Source organism: Clostridium novyi NT (assembly GCF_000014125.1).
GTDB lineage: Bacteria > Bacillota > Clostridia > Clostridiales > Clostridiaceae > Clostridium_H > Clostridium_H novyi.
Genome location: NC_008593.1, coordinates 188,326 through 202,760 on the forward strand (window position 1 = coordinate 188,326; position 14,435 = coordinate 202,760).

General features: G+C 29.9%; 15 protein-coding genes. 12 read left to right on the forward strand and 3 right to left on the reverse strand.

What is annotated here, in order from left to right; genetic code table 11:
• The first annotated feature begins 2 nt into the window (after positions 1-2).
• The 5 genes from NT01CX_RS01010 to panD all read left to right on the forward strand — a co-directional run bounded on the left by NT01CX_RS01010 (position 3) and on the right by panD (position 4,066).
• Positions 3-917 carry a WG repeat-containing protein gene (locus tag NT01CX_RS01010; protein WP_011721173.1) on the forward strand — a complete coding sequence of 305 codons (915 nt, stop codon included), beginning with the start codon at positions 3-5 and terminating at the stop codon, positions 915-917.
• Between the two features lie 189 nt (positions 918-1,106).
• A complete protein-coding gene (locus NT01CX_RS01015; RefSeq protein ID WP_011721174.1) occupies positions 1,107-1,952 on the forward strand; it encodes a Rossmann-like and DUF2520 domain-containing protein in 846 nt (281 codons plus the stop codon).
• The gene (panB, locus tag NT01CX_RS01020; protein ID WP_011721175.1) at positions 1,953-2,780 is read left to right on the forward strand and encodes a 3-methyl-2-oxobutanoate hydroxymethyltransferase; all 828 of its coding nucleotides are present in this window, start codon (positions 1,953-1,955) and stop codon (positions 2,778-2,780) included.
• Between the two features lie 59 nt (positions 2,781-2,839).
• Positions 2,840-3,691, forward strand: a complete 852-nt coding sequence (gene panC, locus NT01CX_RS01025) for a pantoate--beta-alanine ligase (RefSeq protein WP_011721176.1) — start codon at positions 2,840-2,842, stop codon at positions 3,689-3,691.
• A gap of 3 nt (positions 3,692-3,694) precedes the next feature.
• A complete protein-coding gene (gene panD / locus NT01CX_RS01030; protein ID WP_011721177.1) occupies positions 3,695-4,066 on the forward strand; it encodes an aspartate 1-decarboxylase in 372 nt (123 codons plus the stop codon).
• Positions 4,067-4,155: 89 nt separating this feature from the next.
• Here the strand turns inward: panD and NT01CX_RS12185 are convergent, their stop codons facing one another.
• Positions 4,156-4,296: a hypothetical protein gene (locus tag NT01CX_RS12185; protein ID WP_011721178.1), complete on the reverse strand. Its 141-nt coding sequence runs from the start codon at positions 4,294-4,296 to the stop codon at positions 4,156-4,158.
• A gap of 197 nt (positions 4,297-4,493) precedes the next feature.
• Positions 4,494-5,009: a ferritin family protein gene (locus tag NT01CX_RS01035; RefSeq protein ID WP_011721179.1), complete on the reverse strand. Its 516-nt coding sequence runs from the start codon at positions 5,007-5,009 to the stop codon at positions 4,494-4,496.
• 254 nt (positions 5,010-5,263) lie between these two features.
• Between NT01CX_RS01035 and nrdD the strand changes: the two genes are divergently transcribed.
• Positions 5,264-7,375, forward strand: coding sequence for an anaerobic ribonucleoside-triphosphate reductase (gene nrdD / locus NT01CX_RS01040; protein ID WP_011721180.1), 2,112 nt, complete (start codon positions 5,264-5,266; stop codon positions 7,373-7,375).
• 20 nt (positions 7,376-7,395) lie between these two features.
• A complete protein-coding gene (nrdG, locus tag NT01CX_RS01045; protein ID WP_011721181.1) occupies positions 7,396-7,890 on the forward strand; it encodes an anaerobic ribonucleoside-triphosphate reductase activating protein in 495 nt (164 codons plus the stop codon).
• 41 nt (positions 7,891-7,931) lie between these two features.
• On the opposite strand, the gene NT01CX_RS01050 is transcribed toward nrdG, so the two are convergent.
• On the reverse strand, positions 7,932-8,675 hold the full coding sequence (locus NT01CX_RS01050; RefSeq protein ID WP_011721182.1) for a tetratricopeptide repeat protein: 744 nt from the start codon (positions 8,673-8,675) through the stop codon (positions 7,932-7,934).
• A 169-nt stretch (positions 8,676-8,844) separates the two neighbouring features.
• Here NT01CX_RS01050 and pepV point away from each other — a divergent pair, with 169 nt between their 5' ends.
• The 5 genes from pepV (at position 8,845) to NT01CX_RS01075 (ending at position 14,313) form a co-directional block, all read left to right on the forward strand.
• Positions 8,845-10,230, forward strand: a complete 1,386-nt coding sequence (pepV, locus tag NT01CX_RS01055; protein ID WP_011721183.1) for a dipeptidase PepV — start codon at positions 8,845-8,847, stop codon at positions 10,228-10,230.
• A gap of 121 nt (positions 10,231-10,351) precedes the next feature.
• Positions 10,352-11,593 carry an MDR family MFS transporter gene (locus NT01CX_RS01060; protein ID WP_011721184.1) on the forward strand — a complete coding sequence of 414 codons (1,242 nt, stop codon included), beginning with the start codon at positions 10,352-10,354 and terminating at the stop codon, positions 11,591-11,593.
• 178 nt (positions 11,594-11,771) lie between these two features.
• A complete protein-coding gene (locus NT01CX_RS01065; protein ID WP_011721185.1) occupies positions 11,772-12,383 on the forward strand; it encodes an ECF transporter S component in 612 nt (203 codons plus the stop codon).
• A 141-nt stretch (positions 12,384-12,524) separates the two neighbouring features.
• Positions 12,525-13,523 (forward strand): P1 family peptidase, encoded by a 999-nt coding sequence (locus NT01CX_RS01070; RefSeq protein ID WP_011721186.1) that lies wholly within the window; start codon positions 12,525-12,527, stop codon positions 13,521-13,523.
• Positions 13,524-13,761: 238 nt separating this feature from the next.
• Positions 13,762-14,313: an NADH peroxidase gene (locus NT01CX_RS01075; protein ID WP_011721187.1), complete on the forward strand. Its 552-nt coding sequence runs from the start codon at positions 13,762-13,764 to the stop codon at positions 14,311-14,313.
• Positions 14,314-14,435: the final 122 nt, after the last annotated feature.

Consider the following 14,435-nt stretch of genomic DNA (forward strand, 5'->3'; position numbering starts at 1 on the left):
AAATGGAAAATAATAAAGAAACATTATATCCAGTGCTTGTAGATAAGAAATATGGTTACATAAATAAAATGGGAGATATAGTAATAGAACCTAAATACGATTATGCAGAAGAATTTTCAAATGATTTAGCTATTGCAGGTATTGACGGAAAGCTTGGATATATAAACAAAAAAGGTGAAACTGTTATAGATTTTAAATTTAAAAGTGCTAATGAATTTAGTGAAGATTTAGCTGCTGTACAAATGGGATATAAGTGGGGATACATAAATAAAAATGGAGAAGAAGTTATTCCATTTAGCTTTATTGATGCTTATAACTTTAGTGAAGGATTAGCTTTAGTACAGATTGGTGGAAAACAAGGATATATAAATAGAGAAGGAAAAGTTGTAATAGAACCTAAATATGATTATGCACACAGCTTTAGTGAGGGAATTGCAGCTGTAGATATAAATAAAAAGTTTGGATATATAGATAAAAATGGAGAAGTTGTATTACCTCCTAAATATTTATCAGCAGGAGATTTTAAAGAAGGATTAGCTGCAGTTGAGGTTAAAAGGGGATTTGGGTTTATAAATAAAAGTGGTGATATAGTAATAGAGCCTAAATATGAAGAAGCTGATGACTTTAACAATGGATATGTTGTAGTATGCAGTGATGATAAATATGGATATATAGATAAAGATGAAAATGTAGTAATAGAAGCGAAGTACGATAACGTTGATGTAATAAGTGAAGGTCTTATTGCTGTTGAAGTGGGTGAAAAATGGGGATATATTGATATGCAAAATAAAATGGTCATAGAACCTAAGTTTACTGATGCATATGAATTTATAGATGGATTAGCACTTGTTGAAGTTAAAGGAAAAATAGGATATATAGATAAAAATGGAGAATATGTATGGAAACCTCAAAAGTAATTTGAGGTTTTTCTTATTTTTTTGTTTAACATTGGAAAAAAATATGATAAAATCAAAAAGATGGGTAGTATCTATGGAGAGCTACACCTAATTGTTATATTAAAAGATAATATTTTTAATCGTTGCTCATATCGTCAGGAATGAGACTTTTGTATCACGTCTTAAATTTAAATAAAGAGGTGATGCCTATTGAAAATCGGTTTTATTGGAGCAGGGAGAGTTGGATTCTCTCTTGGCAAATATTTTTTTGAAAAAGGAATAAGTGTTTCGGGGTATTATAGCAGAACCTATAGGTCTGCATATGAGGCTTCTAAATTTACTGATTCTAATTGTTATGAAAAATTAAATGATCTTATAGAAAATAGTGATACAATATTTATTACTACTCCTGATGATGTAATACATGATATATGGAATAAAATGTGCAACTTAAATATTAAGGACAAAATCATATGCCACACCAGTGGTTCATTATCTTCAGAAATCTTTTCAAATATAGACAATTCAGGTGCCTTTGGATATTCTATTCATCCAATGTTCCCATTTTGTGATAAATTCAATGATTATAAAAAATTAAATACTGCTTATTTTTCTATAGAAGGTGATACCAAGTATCTCAATTACTTGTATTCAGTTTTAGTTTCTTTAGGAAATAAGGTTCTTTTGATGAAGCCACAAAACAAAAAGCTATATCATTTAGCAAATGTCACTGTGTCTAATTTAGTGTTATCTATTATTAATTTAGGATGTGAGTATTTAAATAAGTGTGGAATATCAAATGAGGATGCAATTAATGCATTTTTCCCACTTATAGAGTCTAATATAAAAAACCTAAAGGAAAATGGAGTTTTAAGGGCTATAACTGGACCAGTAGAAAGAGGGGACATAGGAACAATAAAAAAACATATAGAGGTTATTCCAAGTGAAGATAAAGAAATGTATAAATGTTTATCTTCAAATCTATTAAAACTTTCTAAAATTAAAAATTCAGAAGTTAATTATGGGGAATTAGAAGAATATTTGGGGGGAATATAAATGAAAAACACTGTAACAACATTTCAAAAGGCCAAAAATAATGGAGAAAAGCTTACAATGCTTACAGCTTACGACTATTCTACAGCAAAGCTAATTGATGAATCAGGTATAAACGGAATATTAGTAGGGGATTCATTAGGAATGGTTTGTCTTGGATATGAAGATACTTTAAGTGTAACTATGGAAGATATGATACATCATACTAGAGCGGTTTCAAGGGGTGTAAAGAATACTTTAGTTGTTGGAGACATGCCTTTTATGTCGTATCAATCTTCAGTTTATGATGCAGTAGTTAATGCAGGAAGACTTATAAAAGAAGGTGGAGCTACAGCTGTAAAGTTAGAGGGGGGAGCAACTGTAATCGAGCAAATTAAAGCTATAGTAAATGCTCAAATTCCTGTAATGGCTCATATAGGACTTACTCCACAATCAATAAATGTATTTGGTGGATTTAAGGTACAAGGTAAAGATGAGGAAAAAGCTCAAAAATTAATAGAAGATGCAAAAAAGATAGAAGAAGCAGGGGCTTTTGCAATTGTACTAGAATGTGTACCTGCAAAACTTGCGGAACTTATAACTAAGGCGGTTTCAATACCTACAATTGGAATAGGTGCAGGAGCTGGTTGCGATGGACAGATTTTAGTTTATCAAGATATGTTAGGTATGTTTTCAGATATGAGTCCTAAGTTTGTAAAGAAGTTTGCAGATGTAGGTGAACTTATGAAGGACGGTTTTAAGGCTTATATAAAGGAAGTACAAGAGGGAACTTTTCCATCAAAAGAACATTGCTTCAAAATAGATGAAAGTGTTTTAGATAAATTATACTAGTGGTTTTAAATATAAAGGGGGGAAATACAGGCTGTTAATGCAGTTTTGTGTGTTTATATATGTTGAAATTAAATAAAATAAATGAAGTTAAAAAATATGTTGATGAGTGGAAAAAAGAAGGATTAACTATAGGCCTTGTTCCAACTATGGGCTGTCTCCATGAAGGACATAAAAGTCTTATAGATAGAGCGGTAAAGGAAAATGACAAAGTTATAGTAAGTGTATTTGTAAACCCAACTCAATTTGGACCTAATGAAGATTTTGATAAGTACCCTAGAAGTATAGAAAATGATGTTGATTTATGTAATAAGGCAGGGGTAAGTATAGTATTTAATCCAGATCCTAAAGAAATGTATTTTCATGATGCTTGTACCTATGTAAATGTAGAGAATTTAACTGATGGATTATGTGGTGCAAAGAGAGAAGGACATTTTAGAGGGGTTTGCACTGTTGTAAGTAAGTTATTTAACATATCCCAAGCAACAAGAGCTTATTTTGGACAAAAGGACGCTCAACAATTAGCTGTTATAAAAAGAATGGTTAGAGATTTAAATTTTAATGTGGAAATTGTAGGTTGCCCAATAGTTAGAGAAAGTGATGGACTTGCTAAAAGTTCTAGAAACAAATATTTATCTAAGGAAGAAAGAGTAGAGGCTTTAGTTTTAAGCAGGGGACTTAGAAAAGGAAAAGAATTATTATATGGGGGTATTAGAAAAACTTCAAAAATAAAGGAAACAATAGAAAATGAAATAAAGAAATCACATCTTGGTAAAATTGATTATATTGAAGTTGTAGACAGTATAACATTAGAACCAGTTGAAAATATAGAAAGAGATGTATTAGTTGCTATTGCAGTTTTTATCGGAAAAACAAGATTAATAGATAATTTTATTTTTAAGTTGGGGGAATAGACAATGGAATTAAATATGTTAAAATCAAAAATTCATAGAGTAACTGTAACACAAGCAGAATTAAGTTATGTAGGAAGTATAACTATAGATAAGGCACTTATGAAGGCGGCAAACATATTAGAATATGAAAAAGTTCAGATTGTAGATATAGATAATGGGGCTAGATTTGAAACGTATGTTATTCCAGGTGAGGAAAATAGTAAAGTTATTTGCTTGAATGGAGCAGCAGCAAGATGTGTACAAGTAGGAGATAAGGTAATTATTATGTGTTATTGTTCAATGGATGAACAAGAAGCGAAAGATTACAAACCTATTGTAGTATTTGCAAATGAAGATAATACAATAAATAAGATATCGAATTATGAAAGAAATTAAAAACACAGAAAATATTTTAGTAAAAGCAGAAACTAATTACAAAAGGTTTCTGCTTTTGCTTTAATTTTCTTATAGTACTCATAATGACATTAATCGATAGAAGTTGATAGACAATCGTCTATAACATCTTTAGTAATTAAGAAAGGTTTCTTTTCATTTAGCTCCTTACTAGGATTGGTAGTTGAGTTATTAGTTTCATTTTGTGTGTTTATTTCATCAGCTTTTTTCATATATGCATTCCTCCTTGTTATTTTTAGAAAATACTGAATATTAACTATATTATATTATTTACCACTGGAAGTTTCAACTATAATATGGTAAAAATATCAAGAGAATAGGATAATATTTTTTGTGCTAACTATAAATATTATTAAATTATAATATATAATATGCACTATATCCTAACAATGTTATACTATGAATTATATTATTTTTTAATAGAACCATATTTGTCCTTATCATAGTTAATTAATACTAGAGTAAGTTCTTCAAGGTGTTCTTTTTCTTCATATACAATTTTTTGCAAAGTTTCTCTTATATCTGAGTAAGGTATTTCAGCCAAATGTTGTTCATATAATATTATGGCTTCTAGTTCACCTTTAGCACCTTCCCTTAGATAATTTAATAATAATTTATCTGTTATTCCACTATTTACAGTTAAGTATTCCTTTACTGGTGTTAAGGTGGTGTGTGCAATTACTCTTAAATAAGCATCCATTTCCATAGGATCATATTTTCTAAGAAGTTCTAAAAGCATTCCATAATGATTATGTTCCTCTTGTCTAATGTGATATAAAACATCATTTATTTCTTTTATATTGGAATTTGAAATAATAAAAGAATAGTCATTTATTGCTACTAGTTCGCCAATCATATCTTCCCTTAATTTACTTGTTACAAAGTATGGATAACCTTGAGGTTGTTTATTGGTAGTATAACTCATAAAATAAAGACCTCCTAAATTTTATATATTATTATACTATTCAATAAAACCATATTTTGGGAATATAAATTTAATATATAAATAAATTTTAATTAATGTCAATATTACTAAGAGTTTAAAAAACGGAATAAAAGGAAGAAAAGAAAACTAAATTCATGGTATTAATTTAATATAGTTTATTATAGAATTGCCATAAAAATCTTTGTAGAGTATAATAGGCAAAGTACAATATGTTGTGGTTGGAGGAAAATAATATGCTATATGTGGTTAAGAGGGATGGGAGAAGGGTTCCCTTCGATTCAATAAATATAAAGAATGCTATAAAGGGATCGGCGGATGAGATAGCTTTTGCCTTGAAAGAAAGCGAGATTATAGAGCTTACACAAAAGGTTATAGAGCAAATTGAAATTATAAATTGTAAAGAAATTTCGGTAGAAGAAATACAAAATATTGTGGAATGTGTTCTTCAACAAAATGGATATGAAACAATATGGAAAACATATTCTAATTACAGAAGAGAAAGAACTAAGATAAGAGAAAAGAAATCACATTTAATGACTGTTATCCAAAAAATCGGTGTAGAAACAGATAGAGATAATGCAAATGTAGGAAATAACTTTAGTTCAAAACTTCTTAGAATAGCTAGTGAATCTAATAAGTGGCACAATCTTGGAATGATGCCAAAGCATTTAGCAAAGCTTCATGAAAACGGAGATTTATACTATCATGATTTAGATTCATATAATCTAACAATAAATTGTTTAAATATAGAGACTGGAAAGATATTGCGTAGAGGATTTAACACAGGATACGGAACAATTCTTCCAGCAAAGAGATTAGAATCAGCAGCGGAGTTATCTTGTATATTACTTCAAAGCACTCAAAATGATATGTTCGGAGGACAATCTCACACTAACTTTGATAATGACATGGCTCCTTTTGTAGATATGTCAAGACAAGAAATTAAAAAGGAATACAAAGAATATCTAGGTGATATAGATAACTTAGATGAGATTGTAGAAAAGAAACTAGAAAAAGTAGTTCATCAGTCAATGCAAGGTATTGTTTATAATTTAAATACCATGCATTCAAGAGCAGGAAGCCAAGTACCTTTTAGTTCTATAAACCTTGGATTACCAGATAACAAAGATGCGGCTATGATTGATAGAATCTTTTTAGAAGAGTATGAAAAAGGACTTGGAAAAGGAGAACAACCTATTTTCCCTAATATAATTTTTAGAGTTAAAAAAGGTGTAAATAGAGAACCACAAGACCCATATTATGATCTTTACAAACTTGCGTGTAGAGTTGCTAGTAAAAGAATGAATCCTATGTTTATGAATTTAGATGCGGACTTTAATAAGGAATACTATGACAAAGGAGTAGTTGCTGCAACAATGGGTTGTAGAACTTATATAATGTCAAATGTAAACGGAGAACCAGGGCCAGCAGCCCGTGGAAACATAGCGCCTACTACAATAAACTTACCTAGACTTGGAATACTTGCAAAGGGAGATGTAACTAAGTTTTTCTCATTATTAGATAGCAGATTAAATTTAGCAAGAGAATCTTTACTTCACAGATACAGTGTTCTTAAGAATCTAAAGGTTAAGGATTTACCATTTGTAGCAGGAGAAAAATTAATGAGAGGTTCTGAAAACTTAGGACCAGAAGATACTATAGAACCAATTTTAAAACAAGGAACTTGGGGAATTGGATTTATAGGACTTGCAGAAACTTTAATAGCTCTAGTTGGAAAACATCATGGAGAAGATAAAGAAACTCATGATTTAGGAATTAAAATAGTATCTTACATAAGAGAGTTCTGTGATAAATATAAAGAAATAGATAAATTAAATTGGTCTTGTTATGCAACTCCAGCTGAAGGACTTTCAGGAAAATTCATTGTTCACGATAAGAATGTATTTGGAGAAATAAAGGGAGTTACAGATAAGGATTACTATACAAATAGTTATCATATCCCAGTTGGATACAAGATATCAATTAAAGATAAAATAGATTTAGAAGCACCATTCCATAAAATATGTAACGGTGGACATATAACTTACATTGAAATGGATGGCTATCCAGAAGCAGAAGATGTAAAATCTATAATAGATTATGCGTACAAACAAACTAATATAAGTTATATAGGTATCAACTTCCATATGAGATATTGTAGAGATTGTGGTGAAAAGATAGAAGTATTTGAAAGTAACTGTCCTAAATGTGGAAGCACAAACATACAAGGAATATCAAGGGTAACAGGATATCTTTCTTTAGATGAAAGATTTGGTGCTGGAAAAGTAGCTGAACGTAGAGATAGACTTTCACACAATGGAGATAGACATATAAATACTTATTAATAATTTGGAGTGATTAAAAGATGAATCTTCGTGTAGCAGGGTTCTTAGACAATACTATGGTAAATGGCAAAGGGATAAGAAGCGCATTATTCTTATCAGGCTGTAATCATAATTGTGATGAGTGCCAAAATAAAGAGATGCAAAATGCAAATTATGGCGACGATATTGAAGTTGAAGATATTTTAAATAGAATAAAATCCAATATGCCATTAATTAAAGGGGTAACTTTTTCTGGAGGGGAACCATTTGAACAATGCAGAGAACTTACTGTTCTTGCTAATAAACTAAAAGAAGAAAATCTTGATATTTGGTGTTACACAGGATATACTTTTGAACAAATTTTAAAAGATAAGGATAAATTAAAATTATTAAAATCTGTTGATGTACTTATAGATGGAAAGTTTGATAAAAGACTTAAAGAAGGAGCTAAAAAATATACTGGCTCTAGCAATCAAAGAATTATAGATGTAAAAAGTAGTCTTAAAAATAATAAAATAATTGAAAAGAATATATAAAAAATACCACAGGTTTATTATAAGTCTGTGGTATTTTTAAATCACTCAAAAGGAAATAATATGTTACCTTGGGATTTTGATTGTCTATTTATAGTGTCTTTAATTATTGTATAGTAGCATTTACACCAATTGTTATCAGGTTCTAATTTGTAAGCTTTTTTAGCTAGTGGAAAAGCAGATTTATAATCACCCATATCTAAATAAACAAGGGCTTTACCTATATAAGCTTCACAATTGTCATTATCTATAGTTATTGCTTTAGAGTATGTGCTTAAAGCCTCATCATGCATACAAAGACCTATTAAAAGTTCTCCTTTATTACAATAGGCTTCATAAAAATTCTCGTTTAAAGCTATGCATTTATCATAGCATTTTAAAGCATCAAAGACTTTACCTAATTGAACAAGCACATAAGCTTTTTTGTAATAAACCATATAGTTTGCTTTATTTTGAGATATGAGTTTATCACAAAATACAAGTGCTTTATCAAAGTCATCAGACATTATATAGATTTCTATCATATTTAAATATCCTTTAAAGGTATCGTTGCTTATTCGTATATATTTTTTTATACACTTTTCAGCTGAACTTATATCGCACATCTCAATGTAAGCCTCTCCTTTTGCCAAATATATTTCAGCGTAATCATTGTTAAGTTCTAAGGCTTTATCAAACATAGAAAATGCTTTATGTATGTTGTTATTTTTAAAAAAGTCGCGACCTGTAGATATGTAACTTATAATCTTACGTTCTAATACATCATATGATAAAAGATCTTTTTCCATATACCTTCCTCCAATCTTTTGTAATACTACTTCTTTTAACATTATTACCAGTGGAAGCAAATTATAAACCTTTAGAGTTACTATTTTGTTATAATATATATGTATATGCAAATATTATTATTATGATATAATTTTACAAAGATATTTACTAAAGAAAGGGGAAGTGTCTATGAAGATAAATAATTTAGTAGATAACATGAAAGAAAGCATTGTAAAGTCTACTCAAGAGTTAATATTAATAAAAAGTGTTAAAGAAGAACCAAAGGAAAATAAGCCTTTTGGAGAAGGACCAGCAAAAGCTCTTGAATATTGCTTAAATTTATGTGATAAGCTAGGGTTTAAAACAGTTAACTTAGATAATTACATAGGTTATGCAGAATACGGTGAGGGAGAAGATTACATAGGAGTTTTAGGTCATGTTGATGTAGTTCCAGAAGGGGATGGCTGGATTTATCCACCTTATGCAGCAGAAGTACATGATGGCAAAATATTTGGTCGTGGTACTATGGATGATAAAGGACCTATGATTGCTTGTGTATATGGTCTTAAGGCTATTAAAGATGCTGGAATTAAACCTTCTAAAAAAATAAGAATTATTTTTGGAACTAACGAAGAAAGTGGTTCAGAAGGAGAAATAGATCGTTATTTCGAAAGTGAAAAAGCACCTATTGCTGGATTTACTCCTGATGCTGAATATCCAATTATAAATGGAGAAAAGGGACTTACAATATTTGATTTAGTAAAAGAATTAGACAGTAAAAATAGTTCTATAGCTTATATAAAGGGTGGTCAAAAGGCAAATATGGTTCCTGACTACTGTGAAGCTGGAATTTTAATTAATGATGCTAATTTAGTTATAAGTGCAGCAAAAGAGTTTGTTGATAAAACAGGATTTGATATATCAGTAGAACCAAAGGATGATATGGTAGTTGTTAAATCAAAGGGTGTTGCAGCACATGGAAGCCTTCCACAACTAGGTAAAAACGCCATAATGCAATTATTCATGTTTATAGGAGAATTACCACTTGAAAAGAGTGATATAGTTAACTTTATTAAATTTATGAATAAGCACATTGGTATGGAAGTTTACGGAGAATCTTTTGGTGTTGGACTTGAAGATGAAGTATCAGGAAAACTTTCATTTAATGTTGGTGTAGTAAATATGAATAAAGATAAGGTAACTATGACATTAAATTTAAGATACCCTGTAACATGTAAATTTGAAGATATGATAAATGGTTTAAATAAAACATTATCTAACACAGATATAAAGATAGAAAATATGGATCATCAAGAACCTTTATATTTTCCAGAGGATAATCCGATTATAAAAGTACTTTCAAAGGTTTATGAAGAACAAACAGGAGATAAAACAAAATTACTATCAATTGGTGGAGGAACATATGCAAAGGAGATGCCTAATATAGTTGCCTTTGGCCCAATATTCCCAGGTGAACCTGACTTAGATCATCAAGCTAACGAGTATATGAAAATTGATGATTTAATTAAAAACACTAAAATTTATGCTCATGCTATGTATGAACTTGCAAAATAATAGGTAAACCTAAAATAGTATTTATAAAAATGGTTAAATATAATCTATTAGAATATAATTTTTTATATTTTGGTAGATTATATTTCCATATATCATATTTTAAAGGAATAGGTGAGGAAATATGGGGCTTAAACATACAATAAGAGGATATGCTAGATTACCAAAAAGTATAATTGCTATATTTTTTGCAAGAATTATAAATAGTTTGGGAAACTTTGTTTACCCATTTTTAACGATTTATTTAACGGAAAAGATGGGAATGACATCAGATAGAGTTGGAAACTTTATGTTAATGGCAGCAATATTTATGGGTTTAGGGTCAATAGTTGGAGGTAAACTTTCAGATATAATAGGACGTAAAAAGATTATATTGATATTCCAAGCTATGTCTGCAATAACCCTTATACCATGTGGGTTTTATGAGTATTCTATGATAACGCCATGGCTTTTAATTATTTCTGGATTTTTTGGAGGGGCTGTTCAACCAGCAAGTGCAGCTTTAATAGGAGATCTTACTAATACTAAAAACAGACAGGAAGCTTTTTCGCTTTTATATTTAGGAATAAATATAGGTATTGCAGTTGGACCATTAATTGCAGGGGTTCTATATAAGAATTATATTAGATGGATATTTTGGGGAGATGCAATAACTACTTTATCTTCCTTGATATTAATTATAGTTTTTGTAAAAGAGAGTATACACGATATAAGAGAAGAGGAAATAGAAAAAGATAATATTGATGAAAAAAGTGAGGAAGGAAATTTATTTATGATAATGATGAAAAGGCCTACTTTACTTATATTTTCATTAGTATGCTTAATATATTCCTTTGTTTACGCTCAAAATGGATTTTTGATTCCCCTTCAAGTGAAAGAAACGTATCCTGAAAATGGAGCTGTGCTTTATGGAAGTTTAATGTCCATAAATGCTATAGTAGTTGTATTTTTCACGTTTATTATAATACATTTAACTAGAAAAAATTATGCCATTTTTAATATGGTACTCTCAGGAATATTTTATACTGTAGGTTTTGGAATGCTTTTTTATGTAAAAAGCTATGAATTTTTTATAATATCAACAATTATATGGACTGTTGGAGAGATAATAGCCTCAACCAACCAAGGAGTATATATAGCAAATCACACACCAATGTCCCATAGAGGAAGGGTTAATTCTATCATTCCTTTAATAGCAGGTACAGGCTATGCGATAGGTCCTAAAATTATGGGATTATACATAAAAAATAGAGCTTTAAATTGGGCGTGGCTTGTTATTGCAGTATGTTCTGTGGTAGCAGCAGTTATGATGTATGTTTTATACAAAGTTGAAATTCACAGCAAGAAATCCCATAAAAATTTATAGTATAAAATAATGGAAATAAACTAAAAAAACTCTTTGAATTTTATAAAAAAGGTGTTAGAATGTTAACAAAGTCGGTATTCTAAAAAGAAAGTGAACTTAAAACATTTTAAAATTAATAATTAAGTTTGGTTAATTCGACTTATATCCTAAAAGGGAATAAGAACGGAGGGGAATAATTATGGAAAAAAATATTTCAACTGACAATAATAAGGAGACTGTAAAGACTACAAAAGAAAAAACAAGAAAAATCACTGTATTTGCAATGTTTGCAGCAATATCAATAATACTTGGATTTACTCCACTTGGAATAATTCCAATTCCACCTGTAAGTGCAACAATAATTCATGTACCAGTAATAATTGTTGCAATATTAGAAGGACCATTAATGGGTGCTCTTATGGGATTGGTATTTGGTATTATAAGTTTTGCAACTGCTATTATGAGACCTACTGTAATATCATTTATAGCCTATAATCCACTTGTGTCTATAGCACCAAGAATATTAATAGGATTAGTTGCTTACTATGTATATAAGTTTTTCCCAGGTAAAAAGGAAAGCGTAAAGGTAGGAGCATCAGCAGCCTTTGGAACATTAATGAATACTGTTGGTTTCTTAGGTATGGGATACATAATATATGGCAATAAGATAGCAGAAGCTTTAAAAAGAGACCCTAGCACTATAGGAAAATGGGTTTTAGGAATAGGTGTAAGCCATTGTTGGCTTGAAATGATAGTTGCTATAGTAATAACAATACCAATTGTATTTGCAGGTAAAAAAATAAGAAAATAATTAAGAATTTATATATTAAGTAGTAGAATCTATGGATTTTACTACTTTAATTTTAATTTAGCTATGTTTTCGGTGTAGTATTTAGATAGACTATACATGTTAGACATAGCTTAATTGTTATAAAAAATAGGGGGAGTTTCAATGAAAAATATAAAAATTACAGATATAAGAGGAATAAAGATAGGACATGCTCAAAATTTTGATGGACCTACAGGATGTACTGTTATTCTATGTGAAAAAGGAGCAGTAGCTGGAGTAGATGTAAGAGGAGGGGCTCCTGGCACTAGAGAAACAGACCTTTTAAATCCGTTAAATATGATGGAAAAAGTACAAGCTATACTTTTAACTGGAGGAAGTGCTTTTGGGCTTGATGCAGCATCAGGTGTAATGAAGTATTTAGAAGAAAAGGGATTTGGATTTGATGTTGGAGTTACAAAAGTACCTATTGTTTGTGGAGCCGCATTGTTTGATTTGGTAGTAGGCGATCACACAATAAGACCAGATAAAGATATGGGATATGAGGCTTGTTTAAATGCAACTAGTGATGAAGCTTTGGAGGGAAGTGTAGGTGCTGGAACTGGAGCTACAGTTGGTAAAGTTTTAGGCAGAGAATATGCTATGAAAGGTGGACTTGGAACCTACGCAGTACAAGAAGGTGATTTAATGGTAGGGGCTATAGTTGCAGTTAATTGTTTAGGAGATGTAATAGATTCAAAAACAGGAGATGTGGTTGCTGGAATTTTAAATGAAGATAAATTTGGATTTAGAAACACAGAACAAATAATGATAAGTAAATATAGTGATAATAAAAATGCTTTTAATGGTAACACAACAATAGGGGCGATAGTAACTAATGCTAAATTAACTAAGTCAGAAATAAATAAGGTAGCATCTATGGCTCACAATGGATATGCAAGAAGTATATATCCAGTACACACTATGTATGACGGAGACACTATTTTTTCAATGGCAACAGGAGAAGTTAGTGCAGATGTAAATGTAGTTGGATTACTTGCTGCAAGGGTAATGGAAAAAGCTATTGTTAATGGAGTTAAAAAAGCTAAAAGTATGTGTGGATATAAAAGCTATGGAGAAATGGACAAAAGAAAGTATTTTAAAAATATAACTATAAAAGAATAAATTCCTATATAGATTAAAAAAGGACGTAAATAAAAGAAAAACAAATAATAAATGAGTTATTTTTATAAAATACCTTAATTTTAAAAAAATATATCTTGAAAAAATATATGATATGAGATATAGTATAACTACAGTAATTAATAATTATTATTAAAAACAAAAGAGTATTAACAAATACGAATTAAATATAAAATGAAAATAAAAAGAATTATATATTAAATCTAGGAGGAATATTATTATGAAAAAATTTGTTTGTACAGTATGTGGATATATTCATCAAGGAGAAGAAGCACCAGCATTTTGCCCTCAATGTAAAGCGCCACAAGATAAGTTTGTAGAAAAGAATGAAGAATGTGAAAACTTAGAATGGGCAGATGAACATAGAGTAGGAATCGCAAAAGACATAGATCCAGAAGTTATAGAAGAATTAAGAGCTAACTTTACAGGAGAATGTACTGAGGTTGGAATGTACTTAGCTATGAGTAGACAAGCTGATAGAGAAGGATATCCAGAAGTTGCAGAAGCTTATAAGAGAATAGCTATTGAAGAAGCAGAACACGCTGCTAAATTTGCAGAATTATTAGGTGAAGTTGTAACAAACGACACTAAGAAAAACTTACAAATGAGAGTTGAAGCAGAACATGGTGCATGTGAAGGAAAGAAAAAATTAGCTACACTTGCTAAAAAATTAAACTACGATGCTATCCATGACACAGTTCATGAAATGTGTAAAGATGAAGCTAGACACGGATCAGCATTCAGAGGATTATTAAACAGATATTTCGGATAATCCCTTTGCTTTAATATGTTAATAAATATATGTCAAATATAGATAAAACAAAAAAATAAAATTAATTATCTTACGAAATAAAATACTCCATATAATTATGGGGTATTTTATTTTTAATTTTG